The sequence below is a fragment of the Cellvibrio sp. OA-2007 genome (assembly GCF_000953825.1).
Lineage (GTDB): Bacteria > Pseudomonadota > Gammaproteobacteria > Pseudomonadales > Cellvibrionaceae > Cellvibrio.
Map to the genome: position 1 here is coordinate 106,470 of NZ_BBUL01000086.1, position 20,418 is coordinate 126,887.

18 protein-coding genes are annotated in these 20,418 nt (G+C 49.5%); 8 read left to right on the top strand and 10 right to left on the bottom strand.

The genetic code is table 11. The annotated features are described in order from the left end of the window. Positions 1–17 precede the first annotated feature (17 nt). From AWU77_RS08560 to AWU77_RS08580, 5 genes are all read right to left on the bottom strand, one after another. Positions 18–407 (bottom strand): RidA family protein, encoded by a 390-nt coding sequence (locus tag AWU77_RS08560; protein WP_062061751.1) that lies wholly within the window; start codon positions 405–407, stop codon positions 18–20. A gap of 188 nt (positions 408–595) precedes the next feature. Beyond that, complete coding sequence (locus tag AWU77_RS08565) at positions 596–2,053, bottom strand: amidohydrolase family protein (RefSeq protein ID WP_062061754.1); 1,458 nt, start codon at positions 2,051–2,053, stop codon at positions 596–598. Positions 2,054–2,146: 93 nt separating this feature from the next. Next, the gene (locus tag AWU77_RS08570; protein ID WP_062061756.1) at positions 2,147–3,019 is read right to left on the bottom strand and encodes a MurR/RpiR family transcriptional regulator; all 873 of its coding nucleotides are present in this window, start codon (positions 3,017–3,019) and stop codon (positions 2,147–2,149) included. Positions 3,020–3,038: 19 nt separating this feature from the next. Further along, positions 3,039–4,394 carry a GntP family permease gene (locus tag AWU77_RS08575; protein ID WP_084618212.1) on the bottom strand — a complete coding sequence of 452 codons (1,356 nt, stop codon included), beginning with the start codon at positions 4,392–4,394 and terminating at the stop codon, positions 3,039–3,041. A gap of 9 nt (positions 4,395–4,403) precedes the next feature. After that, entirely contained in the window at positions 4,404–5,687 is a 1,284-nt protein-coding gene (locus tag AWU77_RS08580; RefSeq protein ID WP_062061759.1) for an amino acid deaminase, read from the bottom strand. A gap of 361 nt (positions 5,688–6,048) precedes the next feature. Here AWU77_RS08580 and AWU77_RS08585 point away from each other — a divergent pair, with 361 nt between their 5' ends. Beyond that, entirely contained in the window at positions 6,049–6,903 is an 855-nt protein-coding gene (locus tag AWU77_RS08585) for a hypothetical protein (RefSeq protein WP_062061762.1), read from the top strand. A gap of 77 nt (positions 6,904–6,980) precedes the next feature. After that, the gene (locus AWU77_RS08590) at positions 6,981–7,886 is read left to right on the top strand and encodes a hypothetical protein (protein ID WP_062061765.1); all 906 of its coding nucleotides are present in this window, start codon (positions 6,981–6,983) and stop codon (positions 7,884–7,886) included. Here AWU77_RS08590 and AWU77_RS08595 read toward each other — a convergent pair. Beyond that, positions 7,860–9,362, bottom strand: a complete 1,503-nt coding sequence (locus AWU77_RS08595; protein ID WP_062061768.1) for a S8 family serine peptidase — start codon at positions 9,360–9,362, stop codon at positions 7,860–7,862. The two genes, AWU77_RS08590 and AWU77_RS08595, sit on opposite strands and share 27 nt — an antisense overlap. Before the next feature lie 198 nt (positions 9,363–9,560). Here AWU77_RS08595 and AWU77_RS08600 point away from each other — a divergent pair, with 198 nt between their 5' ends. From AWU77_RS08600 to AWU77_RS08610, 3 genes are read left to right on the top strand one after another with little or no spacing between them, the layout of a single operon-like run. Next, complete coding sequence (locus AWU77_RS08600) at positions 9,561–10,058, top strand: RNA polymerase sigma factor (RefSeq protein ID WP_062061771.1); 498 nt, start codon at positions 9,561–9,563, stop codon at positions 10,056–10,058. 10 nt (positions 10,059–10,068) lie between these two features. Then, positions 10,069–10,806 (top strand): hypothetical protein, encoded by a 738-nt coding sequence (locus AWU77_RS08605; RefSeq protein WP_062061774.1) that lies wholly within the window; start codon positions 10,069–10,071, stop codon positions 10,804–10,806. A gap of 19 nt (positions 10,807–10,825) precedes the next feature. Then, complete coding sequence (locus AWU77_RS08610; RefSeq protein WP_062061777.1) at positions 10,826–11,326, top strand: hypothetical protein; 501 nt, start codon at positions 10,826–10,828, stop codon at positions 11,324–11,326. A 58-nt stretch (positions 11,327–11,384) separates the two neighbouring features. Here the strand turns inward: AWU77_RS08610 and AWU77_RS08615 are convergent, their stop codons facing one another. Both AWU77_RS08615 and AWU77_RS08620 read right to left on the bottom strand, forming a co-directional pair. Further along, positions 11,385–12,281: an SMP-30/gluconolactonase/LRE family protein gene (locus tag AWU77_RS08615; RefSeq protein WP_062061780.1), complete on the bottom strand. Its 897-nt coding sequence runs from the start codon at positions 12,279–12,281 to the stop codon at positions 11,385–11,387. 183 nt (positions 12,282–12,464) lie between these two features. Then, positions 12,465–14,192 carry a bifunctional protein-serine/threonine kinase/phosphatase gene (locus tag AWU77_RS08620; RefSeq protein ID WP_062061783.1) on the bottom strand — a complete coding sequence of 576 codons (1,728 nt, stop codon included), beginning with the start codon at positions 14,190–14,192 and terminating at the stop codon, positions 12,465–12,467. Between the two features lie 725 nt (positions 14,193–14,917). Between AWU77_RS08620 and AWU77_RS08630 the strand changes: the two genes are divergently transcribed. From AWU77_RS08630 to AWU77_RS08640, 3 genes are all read left to right on the top strand, one after another. Continuing rightward, the gene (locus AWU77_RS08630; RefSeq protein WP_062061787.1) at positions 14,918–16,396 is read left to right on the top strand and encodes an MFS transporter; all 1,479 of its coding nucleotides are present in this window, start codon (positions 14,918–14,920) and stop codon (positions 16,394–16,396) included. Positions 16,397–16,479: 83 nt separating this feature from the next. After that, positions 16,480–18,198: a bifunctional protein-serine/threonine kinase/phosphatase gene (locus tag AWU77_RS08635; protein WP_062061789.1), complete on the top strand. Its 1,719-nt coding sequence runs from the start codon at positions 16,480–16,482 to the stop codon at positions 18,196–18,198. Positions 18,199–18,328: 130 nt separating this feature from the next. After that, entirely contained in the window at positions 18,329–19,747 is a 1,419-nt protein-coding gene (locus AWU77_RS08640) for a PleD family two-component system response regulator (RefSeq protein ID WP_062061791.1), read from the top strand. Positions 19,748–19,825: 78 nt separating this feature from the next. Here AWU77_RS08640 and AWU77_RS08645 read toward each other — a convergent pair whose 3' ends face one another. Both AWU77_RS08645 and AWU77_RS08650 read right to left on the bottom strand, forming a co-directional pair. Next, on the bottom strand, positions 19,826–19,987 hold the full coding sequence (locus AWU77_RS08645; RefSeq protein ID WP_193747516.1) for a hypothetical protein: 162 nt from the start codon (positions 19,985–19,987) through the stop codon (positions 19,826–19,828). Positions 19,988–20,040: 53 nt separating this feature from the next. After that, the gene (locus tag AWU77_RS08650; RefSeq protein WP_062061795.1) at positions 20,041–20,334 is read right to left on the bottom strand and encodes a DUF1330 domain-containing protein; all 294 of its coding nucleotides are present in this window, start codon (positions 20,332–20,334) and stop codon (positions 20,041–20,043) included. Positions 20,335–20,418: the final 84 nt, after the last annotated feature.

A 20,418-nucleotide genomic window follows, 5' to 3' on the forward strand; every position in this document is an offset into this window, starting at 1 on the left:
ACGAATTTTTAAATTATTTACGGCTTTTTGTAGGCCACACAATCTACTTCTACTTTGCAATCCACCACCATGCTGGACACCACACAAGCGCGCGCAGGAGGATTAGCGCCGAAATATTCCATAAACACACGGTTGAATGACATAAAGTCGCGCGGGTCATCGAGCCATACACCGCAACGCACGACATCTTCAGGGCCATAACCGGCTTCGGCTAAAATCGCAAGTACGTTTTTAATAGTTTGATGGGATTGCGCAACAATGCCACCGTCGATAATTTCTCCGTTAACCATGGGTACCTGGCCAGATACAAACAACCAACCATCCGCACCGGCAGCGCGAGCAAATGGCAAATGTTGCCCGCCTGTACCTTTTCCACCTTCAACACCGTAACGTTTTATTTCTGACATTGTTCTTCTCTCTCTTTAAATGAGCTGATCAGGAGACTACCTTTTTCGCAATACACATCTTTTTCATTTTTTGGGAGTCGTCATTCCCGCTTGCGGGAATCCAGCTTTTTATTTTAGAACCTATGGATCCCCGCAAGCGGGGATGACGACGGATTATTAAATGCCGATCTTGCTTCTCAAAAAAAAAATCAATAAAACCCCATGCGTAAATCACGCTGCCTTGTTAAAAATTTTCCCGCACGCATTCCGGTTACGGTTTTTTGTGCGTAACTCAAAACACCATTTACCCAAACAGCTTCAATACCTTCCGCCAATTGTTGCGGCTGGGTAAAGGTTGCGGCATCTTTCACTGTTGCCGGGTCAAACAATACCAAGTCAGCGGCAGCGCCAACTGCAATACGGCCTCGATCGTCCAGACCAAAACGATCGGCAGACATACGCGTCATTTTGCGAATGGCTTCGGGCAAACTGAATAATTTTAAATCGCGGCTGTAATGCCCCAGCACGCGCGGAAATGCGCCCCACAAACGTGGATGAGGCAATGGGTCAACCGGCAAGCCATCCGAACCCACCATGGTCAACGGGTGCGCCAGAATTTTTTGTACATCCTGCTCGCTCATTCCGTGATACACGGCGCCAGCAGGTTGCAATTTTTTAGCGGCGTCAACCAAACTTACATTCCAGTCCTTGGCGATATCAGCCAATTTTTTTCCGCCCTGTTCCGGATGCGGCTCACTCCAGGTGATCACAATGTCAAAGTCGCTAGTAACTTGCTGTAAATCCAATGTTGAAGAACTTGCACTGTAGGGATAACAGTCGCAACCGACCGGATGGTTTTGTGAAGCCGTTTCTAATTTTTTTAAAATTTCACCACTGCGACCCCAATTACCCGCGCCCGCACACTTTAAATGCGAAACGATAATCGGTGCTTTTGCGTGTTCACCTATTTCAAACGCTTCGTCGAGTGCCGTTAAAATCTCGTCGAATTCGGTGCGCAAATGTGTGGTGTAAACTGCACCAGTCTCATTCAACACTTCTGCTAATTTTTTTACTTCTTCGGTGCTGCTGGCGATAGCAGAACCGTAAGCCAATCCAGACGATAAACCCAGCGCACCTTCGGTCAAAGCTTCACGCAACTGCACACGCATTAATTCGACTTCACCTTGAGTCGCAGTGCGATCCAAACGGTCCATATGATTATTGCGCAGTGCAGTGTGCCCAATTAACGCTGCAACATTTACCGCAGGCTGCGCGCGATTCACTGCCTGTTTGTAACTGGCAAAATCGGCGTAGCTAAAATCCTCTGCTGCGCCAAGTAAATTCATTGGATCAGGCAGCGCGCCCGTTAAGGTCACAGGGCTAGCGCTAATTCCACAATTGCCCACAATTACCGTAGTAATGCCCTGCGATATTTTCGGCAGCATTTGCGGCGCGTGAATTACTTGCAAATCATCGTGCGTATGTACATCAACAAAACCCGGCGCCAAAACCAATCCTTGTGCGTCATACACAAGAGTTGCATCTGCTGCGGACACAGCGCCAATCGCAGCAATTTTACCTTTGCTGACGGCGAGATCAGCGTTAAAAGCGGGCTCGCCTGAGCCATCAATAATCTGCGCATTGTGAATAATTAAATCGAACTTCACCCACTGCTCCCAATTACGTTTTTTGATCAACGTTTTTTATTAAAAATTTTTTATTAACTGCTTTAATTGAATAATCCGACAATCAACTTGGTACTAATCACCCAACGGCAAACGGTTATCGCCGCCGCGATATTCATCCAGCGCAAATTTCACCCGGCGCAATAATTCCTTGCTCTCGGTTTTACGCGCAAGCGCCAATTCGGTGGCAAGAATATCGATCGCCAACAACATGCCGTAACGCGATGCCGATGGCTTGTAAATGAAATCGGTCTCTTCGGTGACCACCGGCAAAACGATATTTGCCTTGCTGGCGAGCGGCGAACTTTTGGAGGTCAGCACAATAATTTGCGCACCGTATTCACGCGCGATATCGGCAACTTCCAACATTTCCGGAGTAACACCTGTGACTGACAAGAGCACCAACACATCCTGTTCGGTCAGGGTTGCCGCCAACATTCGTAGCAATACCGGATCATGGTAGGCTGTAACGGCCTTGCCTAAACGCGCAATTCGAAATTGCACCTCATCGGCCAGCATGGTTGATCCGCCGCCCATACCGCCGATATAAATCAAGCGCGCCGAATTGAGTAGTCCGGCCGCCGCACGAAAATCTTCTTCCACAAACCGCGCCAGATTTGCGCGCAACGTCGATTCAACATCGCTGCAAATTTGCGTATAAAAAGCGCTTTCTTCTACGGCAGGAACCTCCGCCAAAAAACGAGTCCCTACCGCACTGGCTTGTGCCAATTTTAACTTCAGATCGCGGATATCTTCGCAACCTACTGCTTTGGCAAAGCGCGAAATTGTCGCGATACTAACTGCCGCTTTCACCGCTAACTGATCAATACTGGCCGACGCAGCAAAGGCGATATCTTCTAAAATTGCATCAGCAATTTTTTGCTCGGTCGCAGATAGTCGATCGCGACTGGCACGCATGTGGTACACAATATCGAACAATGCCGTCATAATGTTTTCCAAAATACTTTTAGATAAATGCTGCAATCAGTGACACAAAACCGAGCGCTACTATTGAAATAATCGTTTCCAGTACCGTCCAGGTTTTTAATGTCTGGGTCACAGTCATATTGAAATATTCTTTAATCAACCAGAAGCCGCCGTCGTTCACGTGCGACAAAATTAATGAACCGGCGCCGGTCGCAATCACCAATAATTCGGGGTGCGGATAATCTGCTGCCAGCGCAATCGGTGCAACAATGCCCGCGGCAGTACTCATTGCCACAGTGGCAGAACCAGTTGCTATGCGCATTAATGCTGCGACCAACCAACCCATCATTAAGGGTGTTAATGCCATATCAGATGAGAAGGCCACAATTTCTTTAGCAATACCGGCTTCTACCAAAATACGATTTAAGCCGCCGCCCGCACCCACTAACAGCGTGATACCCGCCGTTGGCGCAAGACAGTCGTGACTGAATTTCAAAATTGAATCGCGATTAAAACCGCGTGCAATACCGAGTGTGTAAAAACTCACGAGAGTTGCAATTAATAAAGCGACGACCGAATTACCGATAAACAACAAAAAATCATTTAGCGCTGTGCCGGTCGCAGCAATTAAATTGGCCCAACCGCCCAACAACATTAAGAATACCGGCAACAAAATTGTCGCGAGCGTAATGCCAAAGCCTGGCAACTGCCGCTCGGCATCGGCGTGAATAAATTGTTCTTCCAGCGGATTGTGCGCTGGCAATTGAATGCGCGGAGCAATCCATTTTGCAAAAATGGGCCCGGCAATAATCGCGGTGGGAATTCCCACGAGCAGCGCATAAAAAATGGTGCGACCAACGTTGGCTTGATATTCACCGACCGCAATCATCGCCGCTGGATGCGGTGGCACCAACCCATGTACAACCGACAAACCCGCCACCATCGGCAAACCAACCAACAACATGGAAGTGCCCGTGCGGCGCGCAACGTTAAAGGCGATAGGAATTAATAAAACAAAACCGACTTCGAAAAAAATCGGGAAGCCCACCAGAAACGCAATAAACACCATCGCCCAATGCACATTTTTTTCGCCGAACCAGCGAATCATAGTGCGCGCAATTTGTTCTGCACCGCCCGACTCGGCCATCATTTTTCCAAGCATGGTGCCCAGTGCTACAACCAGCGCGATGTGCCCAAGCGTTTTACCTACGCCGGCTTCGTAAACAAACACCACATCTTTTGCAGGGATACCGGCCATCAAACCCAAACCAAGCGACACCAATGTCAGTGTGATAAACGGGTTCAGGCGATAACGGGCAATTAACAACACCAGCGCGATAATGCTGATCGCGGCGTAAACCAGTAACCAATGGCCGGGGCTCAAAGCAAATTCCATAAACGCGCCTTAAAAAAAAGTTTCCACGGCATTGATCACCGTGTAGTTATGATCGACCACCAGTAGCTGCCGCCACTTATCAAACGTCAGGCAGGGGTGGGAAATATCCAGCGCGAGCATATCGCCCACTTGCACATCGGCATCCGGCGCCACTTTCATAAACGCGTGTTGATCCATCATTGCGGTGAGCTGCCAATCGGCAGGCGCAGCGACCGGAGCTTCAGTCCCAGGACGAAAGTGCATAGCGGGAATGGGTAGGCCAGCATCAAACGCGGCATCGCGCTTGCCCAAGCCGAGAATGGCAAGGCCGGGTTCGGGGATAGAGAGCACATAAGCCCAGAGCTGCAGCGCGGGCAGCAAACTTGTTTGCATGCTGCGGGCGACGGGATTGCTGGCGTGGATACGTGTTTCGGCAGCCTTATAGATGCCGACATCGTGAGTCAGATAGCAGCCGGGGCGCAGGATGATATCGAGCGGGCGCCCCAAGGCGACGCCAGTCCACTCTTCCGCCACCAAATCAAACCAGGCGGAACCGGCGCCAGTAAGGATTAGCTGCTCAGCAGTTAACAAGCCATGCGCTTCCAGCGTCATCAGTTCGCGCACGGCGCGGCGCAGGAAGTTGCGGATCGAAGGCTCATCTTTGAGGACACCTTCGTAAACCTCAACGCCCGCCAAAGCAAGGGATTCAGGGTAGCGGGCGATGGCATCGAGCACAGCGGCGCGACTTTGTTCATCGCGCACACCGGTGCGGCCCCCCTCCACACCCAACTCCAACAGCAGGTTCAATCGCTGTCCGGCTTGGGCAAAAAACTGCCCCAACTGCTCAACATTGGCCGCGGAATCCACTATCACAAAAAAGTCGAACTCAGGGTTTTGTAACAGGCGGGAGATGATTGCCATATTGGCGCGCCCCACCAACTGGTTGGCCATGATCACGCGGCGCACACCAAAATGGTAAGCAGCTTGAACCTGCGGCGCGGTCGCAAGGGTGATGCCCCAGGCGCCATGGGCAAGTTGTTGATGAAACAGTGCCGGGCTCATGGTGGTTTTGCCATGAGGTGCGAGTTTCAGCCCATAGGTACTGATAAAGGATTTCATCCACTCAAGATTATGCTGCACGCGGCTACTGCTGAGCACTGCCACCGGCAAGCTCACATCCTCCTGCAGGAGGTTCCACCCCAGTTGGGCTGTTGCAGAGACGGGCAGCTGGGAACTCAGATCACCCAAGCCTTTTCCAGTTGGGCTAAGCACTCTTTCGGAAAGCGCTTTTTGTAAATTATTTTCTTGGCACATGCTTTTTTCTCATCAAACGCAGAAAAAACGATCATTTTTGCTAGCCTAACACCAAATAATGGCACTTAAAAGAAAATAATTTACAAATATTGAATGCTTTAACCGCCAGCCATGAAAACTTTTAGCAGCCTAAAACCCGTTTTAGCGCGCCAAAACAGGGGGCTGGTGGCCAGTTTTAGCCCTAACACCGGTCGTGCCAAGGCAAAACCTTACTCAGTGAAGAAAAGTCGAACCTTCGCTGTAGCGGTATTAATAAAAATATTTTCATTAGGTGGGAATAAAACCCAGGCCTCATCCGTTAACAGGTTGTAAGTCAACTAATTCAGTGACTAACCACCTAAACAACCAAGAGGCTCTAATCATGAAAAACCAAACTTTCACCCGCAACGTGTTGTTCATCGCTGTTTGCAGTCTGGCGTCATCTGTGTGCTTGGCGAACGAGGTTACCTACAGTGTCGATGCCAATGTGAACGCACAAGCATCACACAGCATGCAAGCTGATACCCAAAGCGGATCTATCGCGCTCGGCGGCTCACTACAGCAACAACAATCCGTCAGCCAACAAGGCAGCGTGAGTGCCGACGCAAATACAGCACCAGCCGCAGAAGATTCAACAGCAACACCCGTCGCTGCTGATGAAGAGTCAACTGCAGACAGCACCAACGCTACCGCGGACAATAGCGTGACCAGTGCCGCTGCGCTCACCAGCAAGGCAACAGTCGGAGCACAAAAGGCCTTAAATGTTGTAAACAATCGGGCGGATCAATCCGCAGAGAAGGCAAATAAAGCATCTGCTACGCTGGACAACCGCGCTGACCAAACGCTCAACGCATCAACCGATACCAGCAACAAACTTGGGGCTCAAGTGCAAAACAAAGTTGCCGCCACCCACTCAGCGGTGATTGATGGGGTAAGTGGTCAGGTCAATTCACTAATCACTACTGGTGCGCAGCAAAACGTGCAAAGCACACTGAACAATTCAATCAACAACTCAATCAATGACACACTGAACGCTACTGTTTCCAGCACAATTGATAACACTGTCAATACAGTCGTGGGCAACTCGGTGGATGAATCCGTTAACAGTGCCGTGACCAACTCTATTGACAGCGCGATTAACAACACCATTCAAGCAACTATAGACGACACTATCGAGTCCACTGTAGAAAGCTCGGTCAACACCGCGCTGAATAACAGCCTGGGCCTGGGAATCTAAACTGAAAGGCGCTTCGGCGCCTTTTTTCGCGCCTATTTTTTTATTTCTGTGCAACATTTTTTGGTGGAGCAATCATCATGAAACATTTTTTATCTGTATCGTTAATTGTGAGTGCGATCGGTTTGGCTAACACTCTCCACGCCGCAACACCAAAGGGCACCATCCGCTTGGAGGCCGGCACCGAATACGATTCCAATTTGAGCGTGATCGAGCTGGATCAATTTTCAACCCAAAGCGATTGGGCTGCGGTGTTAAATGCACGCTTAAATGGCCGCTGGAAAGCAACCGACAAACTCGAACTCAAAGGCGGTTATTCTTATCTAAGTAAAACCTATCAAGACTATGACGATTTTGATTTGGCGATCCAGCAATTGTTTGCCGATGTGAGTTATCAATTTGAACCGGTAACTATAGGCGCAAGTTTTCACAACGCCGATGCAGAACTCGCTGACAAAGATTTATTAACCTTGCAACAAACCAGCTTCTACGCCTCACGTTTATTCAATCAACGCGTGTTCGTGCGCGGCGCAGTGAATTTTCAGGATAAAGATTTCCCCAGCAATGGCGAGCGCAATGCGCGCAATACTGGTTTTGCGGGCGATGTGTTTGTTTTTTTCAACCAAGGCGCTACGTTTATCGCCACTGGTGTTACACAAGAACAGGAAGACGCAAACCAAGCCTCGTTTGACTACGATGCAACCAGCTTGCGGGCGAGCATCAATCATAAATTTTCGGTTTGGGGCAAGAACAGTAAAGTACAACTGGGTACACGCTACCACGCACGGGATTATTCCGACATCACATCGGCAGTTAATAGCCGTCGCGCCGACACCCATCGCGTAACCAACATTGAATGGGAAATTAATCTCACCGAAAACATTATCGCCACCAGCAAAATTGAGCGCGGTAATTACGAGTCCAATTTCGCCGCTGCCGATTATTCAGAAACACTCGGGTCAATTATCTTTGCTGTGACTTTCTAATTTGTTGTTCACTTCAACTGATTGAGTTGCATCCAACAGGCCGAACCCAAACATTGGGTCCCGGCCTGGCGCACCAAGATCAATAGCGGTTTTGCTCAATGCCGCACGTGCATTCGAAACACTGTTGTTGGCTTGCGCCACCTCACAGACTACAAATGCCGATACCAAAGGCGTTGCAATAGAAGTACCCGTCTCCCGCCCAAAACCGCCATCACTACGCGCCGTCTTTACCGACACACCAAGCGCCGCAAAATCAATGTGATCGCCGCGATTCGCCCAGCGATAGATTTTTTGCGCGCGATCCACCGCAGTCACCGCAATCACATCGGCATAAGCGGCAGGATACATAGGCGGCGCCGCTGGGCCTTCATTGCCAGCAGCGGCAATCAGCGCAATATTGTGCGCAGCAATACGTGCAATCACTGTGCGCAAAATTTGATTGTCCGGCCCCGCCAAGCTCATATTAATTGCGCTGACTTTTTCACCAGCCAACCAATTTAATGCGCGCACCAAATCCATCATGGTCGCGCCCTGTGCATATTGATTGCGCGGATAAAACACCGATGCCGCGTAAAGTGTCGCGTTGGGCAATAAGGCTTGTAGTTCGCCGCCGCCCACTAATAAACCCGCCACCGCAGTGCCATGGGCGCGCGGTGCAGTAAATTTTTCCCCTAAAAAATCCCGCGCAATAATCTGGCTCTTGGCAAATGCAGAGTGCTCGCGATTAATTGCAGTATCCACCATGCCGATTTTCACCGGCACATCACACACCGCCATTAGCTGTGCATCGCGATTATTCGCAGTGGTGGTGATAGCCGCTTGCGCCGCGTAAATATGATTGCGATCAAGCTGCTCGTGAAGGTGATTGGGCAAGTGCTGTTTTAAAGCCGCCGCTGAATCCCACTGCGCGGGCACGCGAAAGCGCACCAGCACCATGTCCAGTTCGGCAAAGTCGGTCTGCTCGATAATATCGGCCTGCAACGGCGATAAGAGTTTCAGCTCGGTTTTGTCCAGCATGATCAACCATTCGCGCTCCACTGCACGCCAACCATTTTCCACCTCAACATCGACAAACGCGGTTTCGCCGGTTCGGGTTAAGATGGGCAAGGTTTTCGCTAAGGCATCCAGCGGAACGGCATCACCTAACGGCGCCAATGCATCGCGCACCTGCCGACCAGCCTCATCCAGCTCGCCCAAGGTACCGGAAATAAGGTCTTGATCCAGCGCTCCTGCACCCAGCGTGTCGCCAGCCAATATATCTCCGCCCAGTACATCACCAAGCAGTTGGTCACCCAAAACCTGGCTATCGATAACCTGGTTTTCAATCACACCGGAATTGATGATTTGATCCTGAACTTGATCCTGAACTTGATCTTGTATCTGATTCAGGTCCAGCACCGAATCTACTGGCAGCTGGGCGTAACTGGACGAACCCAGACTGGCTAACAAGAAACAACTAAGATAAACGGGTTTCATAAACTTTCCCCTAAAGCGTTTAGGTAGATGTAGCACAAAATAGAGCCTTACTTTAATGAAAACGTTTCAGCACCATAAAAATTCCCCTGCGCTGGGAATAAAAACCATACTCAGACGTTTACTTAATAGAAATGGTGATTTCAGACGAAATCCATACAATGACTCCGCGCAATAACGCATACAGGATCAATAATCCCTATGAAAGAAGAGTTAACCCGATTAGCGCCCATGTTGCGGCGTTTTGCTTATTCCCTCACCGGTTCAGCTGCCGACGCCGATGACCTGCTACAGAACACGCTTGAACGATTGCTGACCCGCGGCATTCCGGCGGATATAGAACCGGCAAAATGGGCGTTTCGCGTGTGCCGCAATATTTGGATTGATGAATACCGCGCGCGCAAAATTCGCCAACACAATACCTACGCACTGGAAGATACCGAAGAGCCATCGATGGATGGCGAGCAGAAAATCCACGATCAAATTACCCTCGACCAAGTAGACGCCGCGATGAACAAACTGCCCGACGACCAGCGCTCAATTATGGCCTTGGTAGCCCTGCAGGGAATGTCTTACAAAGAAGTGGCCGAAACCCTGGGCATTCCCGCTGGGACAGTGATGAGCCGTTTGGCGCGCGCACGGGTGGCACTGATCAATTACCTAAATCCAAATCCCGCTTCCGCAAAGCCGGGCGCCTGAGGAGATGATGATGAATATTAGCGACGAACAATTATCTGCCTTTCTCGATGCCGAACTGCCTGAACATGAAATGGAAATGATTCGCCAGCAGATCATTGAAGATGAAACTCTGGCCAATCGGCTTGCAGAGTTTGCAATGGTGGACGAACAAATTACACAGCACTATTCGGCAATTGATGCACGCCCGCTGCCGGACGCAATTACCCAATTGTTAGCCGCTGCACCCACTGAAACGAAAGCGCCCGTATCAGCGCAAATTATCGCCTTCCCAATGTGGAAAAAAATCCAGCGCGGGCTGCAACAACATGCGGCTATAGCCGCCTGCACGCTGCTGGTTTTGGGCTACGGATTTATTCAGCTATTGCCCAGCACACAAGATTCACCGCTGGATAACTGGAGCGCAATTGCCGCCGCACTCGACACCACCGCCAGCGGCACCGAGCAAACGCTCGCGCAAGGTCAACGCATCAAACCGCGCTTAACCTTTGTCAATCAAGCAGGCAATTATTGTCGCCAGTTTTTCATCGCCGATGCACAGCGCAGCGCAGAAACTATTGCCTGTCGCATTGAGGGCGAATGGCAAACTGATGTCAGTGTCGCAACCCAGACAGCACCCGACAGCCTTGACTATCAAACCGCCACCAACCAAGCCGCCGTATTGGACGAGCGGTTAGATGAGATTATGCAGGGCGATGCACTGGATGCGCAGCAAGAAGCGAGTGCAATTCAGCGCGGCTGGAAAAACTAAACTCACCGAGGGCATAGCGATGAAATTGATTGGCCTTATTTTTATTTCACTGTTCATCATGGGCTGCGCAAGCCAATCCGTTTACAAAGCAGCAAAAGGGGATAGCAGCGGCTACAAAGAAATTGCGCTCGCGCAGAATCACTATCGCGTGCAATTTAAACTGGCGGGGCAGTCGCGCAGCGCAGCGCAGAAATATGCAATGAAGCGCGCGGCGGAGCTGACCTTGGCACAGGGTTACGATTGGTTTGTAGTAGAAAAAACCAGCACGCGCCGATTGCGCGAAGAGGAACCATTTGCACCCAGTGCTCGCCCCACCATCGCGCGCAGTTGTGGTTTATTAGGCTGTCGCACGCAAATGATCAGACCTGAATCTGCACGGGATTTTGCCGATACGGACACACTGGCGATAATAGAAATTCGCATGGGTCGCGGCGTACGACCAGAAAGCGGGCAATCAGAACGCGAGCGCACAGAAAACAAAAGCTACGATGCGCGCGAATTGTGGGAGAAAATAAATTAGCTCAGGAAAGAACAACCACTCTGTTACACCTATGGCACATACAGAGTGGTGCTGCTATTTATTGTTGCAATAACCACTCGCGCCCGGCGCGCTCACTGCGGAAAGTTTCAATTGCACCGCGATCCTGCAGGGTAACAAAAACCGTTTTGCCATCATCGCCACCAAAGGCGACATTGGTTGGCTTCTGGCCTTTTAATTTAATGCGCTCAAGCACCGTGCCATGGGGCGATACCACCGTCACTTCACCCGCAGCGTAGCGCGCGATATACAAATTGCCGTCCACATCGCAACGCATGCCATCCAAACCGTGATCGGGAAATTGAATCAACAAGCGTTTGTTTTTTACCGCGCCGGTTTTTTTATCTATATCGTATTTCCACACCTTGCGCTGCACACTTTCATTGACGTACAAATGCTTTTCATCGGCACTTACCTCTACACCATTGGTGGTGCCCATATCAGCTTCCAATAGCGTCACTGTGCCATCGACAGCGATTTTCCAGAGGTTGCCAGTGTTGTCCGCCCACTTGGGATCGCTTGCGTAAATCACACCGGACTTTGCGATGGCAATATCGTTGGGCTGATTCATTTTATCGCTGTGGGCATGCACCGAAATTGTTTTGGTTTTTGGATCTATTTTTAATACATTGTGACCAGAGTAATCAGCCACATACATAAATCCCTGGCGATCGAAACGAATGCCATTACCGGTGCTGCCCTCGGGCAGGGTCACAAACAATTGCGCATTATCTTTTTTATCGACAATACCGATGGTGCCCTCCTGCGCAAAATTGACTGCATAGAGATTACCTTGCGCATCTACGGCTGGGCCTTCTATACCCTGTGTAAAAACATGATCTGCAACGTAATCGGTAGTTTGTGCGAGCGACAGGGAGCTGGCCACAGCAAACATCAGTAGTAGCGTAGTGCGCAGCGGGAAACTATTAGAATTCATCACAACCTCGTTATAGTCATCATTAATATACGGAGTGCGAGTTCTGCATAGCAAAGAGCGGTAGTAAAAAAATGCGAATGGATTTCGCTTATTGTATGTAATTAGTGGCCTACGGGCACAAGTGCAAACCTTATAACCAATATTCTGCCCGCAGGCAAATACATTTGCCTAACTAGACATTGGCTAAAAGTAGAGAGCGGCGCAGAGTGCAACAAACAAGCCCGCCGAGAGACACTGCCAAAACCTGACCGGATTTTTTTCTAGTAAAAGTGCGCGGTACTGCTGTTTGTATTTGGGGTTGGGATGCTGAAGCTCATGCAAAAACTCCGAGATATCGCCGTGGCGACGCTCCGGGTCATAGCGCAAGCCTTTGCGAATGGCGCCATCTACCCAAAACGGCACCAATGGATTCAATTCATAACTAGCGGTATAGCGAGTATTTAAGTAAGCGCGCTCAGTGCGGCAATTTGCCAGCTTTCCATCAAACGGCGCGGTTCCGGTGAGCATTTCAAACACAATAATCGCAAGCGAAAACAAATCGGATTTTTCATTGCTAGTGCCCTGTAGAATCGTTTCCGGCGCCGAGTATTCCACTGTCCCCAATATGCGTTCACGCACAATAGGCGAATTAATTTCTGCTATGCCCTGTACCAAACACGAACCAAAATCGATTATTTTTATTTCGCCGTGGCGATCAACCATAATATTGGCCGGGCGCAAATCCTGATGCAGGGTTTCGCGGCGATGGAACGCACGCAGACCTTTGCATATTTGCTCAACCATATGGATAACATCCTGCACTGGCGGCTGAGGATGCGATTTAATCCACTGTGTCAGGGTTTGGCCATCTATATATTCCATCAAATAATACAAACAACTTTTGCTTTTATTGGGCGCAATCACTTTCACCACATGCGCATTGTGAATTCGGCTGCCAATCCACCCCTCTAAAATAAACCGCTCGATATAGGCCGGATCATCGGTAAAATTAACCGAGGGGGTTTTCATACACAGCGTTTGGCCACTGCTGGTATCGGTAACTAAATACATCTGACTGCGGCTGTTCGCATGCAGTTCTTTTTCTATGCGATAACCATCAATCACCATGCCGGGATACAAATGAGGAGGAAAGGGCAGCGCACTGAGTTTTTGGCAGGCGTCGTCAACACTTTGTGCGGGCAGTGCATCGATACGCAACACCTGGCAGCTAATATTGTCGTCGCTGTTATTGGCCAGCGCCAACTCCACTAATTGCTGGCTGAGCAATTCGTAATCGTCGCCCCCTGTTTGCAATTGGGCGCAGATTTCTTCATCGCTAACAAAGTCGTGCAGGCCATCGGTGCTGAGCAAAAAAATATCGTTTTCTTCAAGGTCGATAATTTTGTAATCCACATCAAGGGATACATCCAAGCCCATTGCGCGCACTAAGTAAGATTGCTCGGCGCTAATCACGGTGCGATGGTCGCGGGTGAGTTGCTCCAAATTGCCGGCACGCAAGCGATAGATGCGCGAATCGCCCACATGAAAAAGATGCGCACTGTGGGATTTAAAAATAATGCAGCTCAGCGTACTGACAAAACCTTTTTGCGCCTCGCGCAAATGCTGCCCGCGGGAATAGAGCCAGCGGTTAAGCGCGATCAATACTTGCGTGGTGGATTTTTTTACCGTCCAGGTATCGGGCGTGGAAAAATAATCGGCGAGAAAATTGCGCACGCAGGTTTCGCTCGCCTCTTTGCCTGCCTCAGCGGCACTGACCCCATCGGCAATGATCGCTGCGGCACCTTTGGTATCCAGCAGCATTCCGTCGGGAATGCGAATCCCCAGCGCATCTTCGTTTTGCGCTTTAATTCCCGCCGATGAAAATTGGCCGACCGTAAACGCCAGGTTACTGTTGAGGTGCCATTCGTTCATTAATTTATTCCTACAATTCTGTTGCACTGTTCGGTTCATCGAGCCAGCTAAGCGCAAGTGGGTTAAGTCAACTACCACTCAAAAGGCCACTCAAAAATAGGCGATAAACTGATGTTCTTCCGGCTCAGGCAGGCGAACTCGCACGCACCCAATTTGACCACCGCAAAAGCCAAGGTGATATTTTATGGGGCACACTCAGCAATATTTACGCCACCTAACAAATAACCACCAAAACTAGTAACAAATAGCTGCACCAGACTAATTCAAGCCCTACAAATCACCCAAAAAGCACAACTAATGTGCACTGCGCACCCTATCTTTATCCCATAGCGGTGCATTTAAATTCTATTTACAGGCTCAGTTTTAGCGCACGAACAACACCAAATCAGGCTAAACACTGATTTTTAGCGGGCAAAAAAACAAACTCAGCCGCAGCACTTGCGCCATCAGCTTGCACAAACTTTTTATTTCCCACGCCCCTAACATTCATCGCCATGAAAAATGGAGGAAGATGTTTTTTATCGCCAAACGCACCAATCAGATTCAATTTGGCCGCGAGTGGCATTTATTTGGAGCATCAAAAATCGATATGCATGCACTTAAATACGCCACACCCCCTTAAAACGGCCTTTTATACGCACCAAGGGTGAATTGGCATAGCCATTGCAAAACCTCTATTGAACTTCACCCGCATTGATTCAAATAATCTTTACCGGATACTCGCCATGAGCTCAAATCGTTTAAATCTGTTGGACTTTTCCAATAAATCCGTTGCGACCCTGCACTTCACTTGGTTCGCATTTTTCCTCACCTTTGTGATGTGGTTTAGTTTGCCACCACTCAAACCACTGTTAATGGCGTCATTTGAGATGACACCCCAGCAGTGGGCTGCACTCTTGACCCTTAACGTTGCGCTGACAATTCCCGCGCGCATAGTCGTGGGCAGTTTGGTCGATAAATTTGGCCCGCGTGCCGCCTACTCCACCCTGCTAATTATCTCCGGTGCAATACTGCTCGCCTTTGCCTTTGCACAAACCTACGAACAACTTGCGCTGTTCCGCTTTTTATTGGGCTTTACCGGTGCCGGTTTTGTAATTGGTATTCGCTTGGTGTGTGAATGGTTTCCCGCGCGCCAAGTCGGTTTGGCGGAAGGCATTTACGGTGGCTGGGGTAACTTTGGCGCTGCCGCTGCAGGATTTATTCTGCCCTTCCTGGCAATCAATGTGTTTGGCGGTGAAGACGGCTGGCGCTATGCCATGGCTACCGCGGCAGTAGTCGCGATTTTTTACGGCATAGTGTTTTACATTACCGTGCGCAACACCCCCAAAGGCTCTACCTATTTCAAACCGAAAAAAGCCGGCGGCTTGGAAGTATCGAGCAAAAAAGATTTTGTTCTTTACCTGTTATTGAATGTACCTATGTACCTGATTCTGGCAGTGCTGGTGTGGAAAATGTCGCCCGGCAATTTGGCGCTGTTAACGGATACCACGGCGATCATCGCTTACTTGTCGCTAGTGTTATTGGCGGCATTTCAATTCTCGCAAATCTATTCCGTTAACAAAGAAATGTTGCAGCAAGGCGGCGTGCCAGAGCACGACAAATACGACTTTAAACAAGTGGTCATTTTGAGCTGGTTTTATCTCGCCACCTTCGGTTCCGAGATTGCCGTAGTCTCTATTTTGCCCGCCTTTTTTATGACTACCTTTGAAGGCCTGAGTGTGACCCAAGCGGCGATGCTGGGTGGTTCCTTTGCCTTTATGAACCTGGTAGCTCGCCCCGGTGGCGGTTGGATTAGCGATAAATTTGGTCGCCGCTTCAGCATGACCATTATTCTCGCTGGTGTCGTAGTGGGTTATTTACTGCTCTCGCAAATTAATAGCAGCTGGCCACTATTCCTCGCGTTTATTGCAGTATTTATCTGCTCGCTGTTTGTGCAGGCAGGTTGTGGCGCGGTATACGCAGTAGTGCCACTGATTAAACGCCGTATGACCGGCCAAATCGCCGGTACTGTAGGTGCCTATGGCAACGTGGGTGCACTTTTCTTTCTGACCATGAATGCCTTTATTAACGCCCAGCAATTTTTCTTTATGCTCGCCGCCGCCGGTTGTGTTGGGCTGGTATTTATTCAATTCCTGAAAGAACCCAAAGGCCATGTAGTTGAAATGAATGACGATGGCACATTGCATAAAATTGAAGTGAGTTAATGTTTCACCCGCATTAACCGCGACAAGCCAATTGCCGACCGCTATGCTGTCGGCAATTGCTTTTTAACGACACCAAAAAATCTATGGATCACCTGCAATCAACTCTGCACATCAGCTTCGCGCAAAAAAGTGAAGCGGGGCGTAAACCGGAAAATCAGGATACGGTCGGCGCTCGCATTCCCGAAGGCAATTTGCTCACCACCAAAGGTATTGCCATCGCGATTGCCGATGGTGTCAGCAGCAGCAAAGCCGCGCGCGAAGCGAGCCAAACCGCGATTGCCGGTTTTCTCAGCGATTATTTTGCCACTCCCGATACCTGGCGCACCCAGCAATCGGCCATGCGGGTAATTCAGAGTTTAAATTCCAGCCTCTGGGGGCGCAGCCAAAACTCTATTTATGGCGAGGGCTACCTCACCACTTTTTCTGCACTGATTTTGAAAGGCGATAGCGGTTTTATTTTTCACGTGGGCGATACCCGAGTCTATCGCCTGCGCGATGACAATCTCGAATTGCTCACCCGCGACCACACCCAGCGCATCGATAAACACACCACCCATTTAAGCCGCGCAATGGGCGCCGACCCTTATCTGGAAGTGGATATGCACTCGCTGGAATTGCAGCGCGGCGATATTTTTATTTTGTCCAGCGATGGCATTCACGAGCATATTCCCACGCAGGAATTCAAAAGCTTTGTGCTCAACCATCGCGATAATCTTGAAGCGCTGGTGAACGAGGCACTGCCGCTGGCACTGCAACACCAAAGTGAAGACAATTTAAGTATTCAGGCATTGCGTATTGAAAGCCTCGGCACCGCCGCGCAGGACGATGCGGTGCAAGTTTTATCGCGCCTGCCGTTTCCGCCGATATTGTCGCCGGGGCAAAGCATTGATGGTTTGCGCATCAAAAAAATTATGCACGAATCGAATCGCAGCCAGGTGTATTTAGTCGAAGATGAAAAAAATAATCTGCTGGTGATGAAAACCCCTTCGGAATTATTTCAAGACGACAAGGCCTATATCGAGCGCTTTGTAATGGAATCCTGGATCGGCTCGCGCATTCACAGCCCTGCCGTAGTGCGTGTTGTGCCCAGCACTGAAGCGCGCTCCTGTTTGTATTACCTCACCGAATATATTCCCGGCCCAACACTCACTCAATTATTAAAAGAGCGCGGTATTTTATCGATTCTGGACGCAGTGGAACTGACCGAGGGATTAATTCGCGGCATACGCGCATTTCATCGCAAAGAAACCCTGCATCAGGATCTAAAGCCAGACAACATTGTGATTAGCGCCAAAGGCCCGATGGTAGTTGATTTTGGCTCCTGCTGGGTAGCAGGTGTGCAAGAGGCGGGCACCCCCTTCACGCGGGATAATATTCTCGGCACGCTCGATTACTCTGCACCGGAATATCGCTACGGCGGCAAGGCCAGCGACAAGTCAGATCAGTTTTCACTGGCGGTTTTACTCTATGAAATGCTCACCGGAAAACAACCCTACGGCGCGGCCTATAGCAAAGCGACTGATTTAAAAAGTTTTCAAAAACTGCGCTACATATCGGCAATGAAGTACAACCCGCTAGTGCCCTACTGGCTCGACAAAGCCATGGAAAAAGCACTGAGCATTTATCCCACCAGCCGCTATGAAGCGCTCTCGGAATGGCAGCAAGATTTAAAGCGCCCCAACCCCAACTGGCTTAGCCCGCGCGCGCAACCCCTAGTGGAGCGGCACCCGGATAAAGTCTGGAAAGTAATCGCCATCAGCGGTTGGATTGCGGCAGCCATCGCATTTTTCTCGCGCCAGTAACAATCGCGGCGTCAGGTTGTGATTTACATAGTCCCTGGCGCCTGAATTTTCTGTTAGTCTCTGTGCGAATAACAATCACCCTATAGCGACCCATCACCGACCGTCGCTGTTCGCACAGGGACTTACTACCATGACCATCCAACGCGCCCTGATTGTGGATGACTCCACTACCGCACAATACCGGCTCAAAAAAATGCTGCGCCGCTACCCGCTCGATATAGATATTGTCGATTCCGGGGAAGCCGCACTGCGCTATCTCGCCCGCCATGCACCCGCCGTTATCTTTATGGATCACCTTATGCCCGGCATCGATGGGTTCCGCGCACTGCAGATTATTAAATCCAACCCAGACACCGCGATGATTCCGGTAATTATGTACACCTCCAAAAGTGGCGATGTGTATACCGGACAAGCGCGCGCACTCGGCGCAATAGATGTAGTGAGCAAAGACAGCATCAACGCTACCGATTTATCCAAAGTGATGAAGGCAATTCATATTTACCCAACCGCTGGCACCCCTGAAAACGACAGTATTGAAAGCGCAGAATTGATCGCCGCCGCCAATCAAGTCACTGCCAATAGCTCAGCAGAAACCAACGGCCAGCACGTGGAACGGCGCACCTCATCGCTGGAGCAAGCGCGCAATTTGGATCTACGCCTGAGCCATATGGAACACAGTCTGGAAGATAACCGCCGCTTTATTACCTCTCGCGTTGTGCGTGAACTACAAGGATTGCGCCAGGTTATGCGGCAGGAATTTAGCGATCTATTGCAGCAGCAAACTGCAGCTCCCACTCCTGCCACACCAACACCACCGGCAGAAACACCATCCAGCAATTCAGGTTGGTCAGTCTTCGCAATTTTTTTATCCGTAATTGCACTGGCCGTAATCGCTTATGTTTTACTGTCGATTAACAATCAACTCAATAACAATCAAATCCAACAGGAAGCGATAAGCCAACAGTTGCAAGCAGTTGCAGCGCAGGCCAACAAAGAACCGGAGATGATTAGCCCAGCCGCTATCAACGCTAGAATTAATCAACCCGTCGCATCTTTATCCCTACCCAATAATGATTTGCTCAATGACCTCGCCTGGACATTTAATCAAACCGGCGCATTGGCCTTTCATCAAAATACCATCGACGCCAAACCCTTATTGCGCCTGCACGAACTCTTACACCGCCTCGCCAGCAACGGTTTTAAAGGCACTGCAACAGTAAATATTTATGTCGGGGATTTTTGTGTGGTCGTCGATAACATGGGCATGGCGCAACTCGCACCCACCGATAAAACTCTGGGTGACTGTATGCTCTCCAGCGAAATTTATACCCTCGGGCGTTTAATGGATGACTACACCCGAGAAGTGACCATGATTCTCGGTAACCTGACCCGCAGCGTCAATGCCACATTACAGATCGCCATCACTGCTGCCCCCGGAACAGAACCCTACCCCGAGCGCATTCCCATCGTAAACGCCGGTGAATGGAATCAAATCGCACAAAATAATAATCGTTTGGAATTGGTACTAAAAGAAAGTGAAGAGCAGTAATAACTGAAAGACAACAATTTATTGTTGTAATGACACATATTTTTTATTAAGCGAGCCTGATTTTTTAGGCTCGCTTTTTTATTTCTTCCATTTACCAAATATCCCCAACCAAAACATAGCTTCGAAAATAATCCCCGCTACCAGAAAAGCAACACCACCCACAGGAATACCAAAAACATAGCACCCTATAGCGGCAACAAGACAAACAACAATGACAGCTGCCCTGAGAATTGGATTCATTTTCACGCCCCCTGATAAGCCATTTAAATATTTAGTAAAAAATGATCTTTGTACTAAATACATCCTTCAACGCTTAAAATACGCCCCTCGGTTGATTGATTAAACAACTCAGTCAAGCCAAAACTCTCCCTTTCCTTTATAAAATTATCCGCATTTTCAACTGAAGGAAATTCAATCACCACAACATACTGAGGAATCCGGTCACTGCTCCGAATAACCTTTGGCTCCGCGCCTTTTACGATATATCTTCCACCGTGTTTTTCGATTATCTCTGGAATTCTAGCAGCATACTCCTTGAACCTTTCCATATCCTTAATATTGACATCAACATGTATATAACTGCGCATTTCTCTTTCCTTGCACTAACATTCGCTTCAACCACCGCCAGCAAAATGCAGTATTTTTTACAGATTGCATGGCACTCCAAAGAG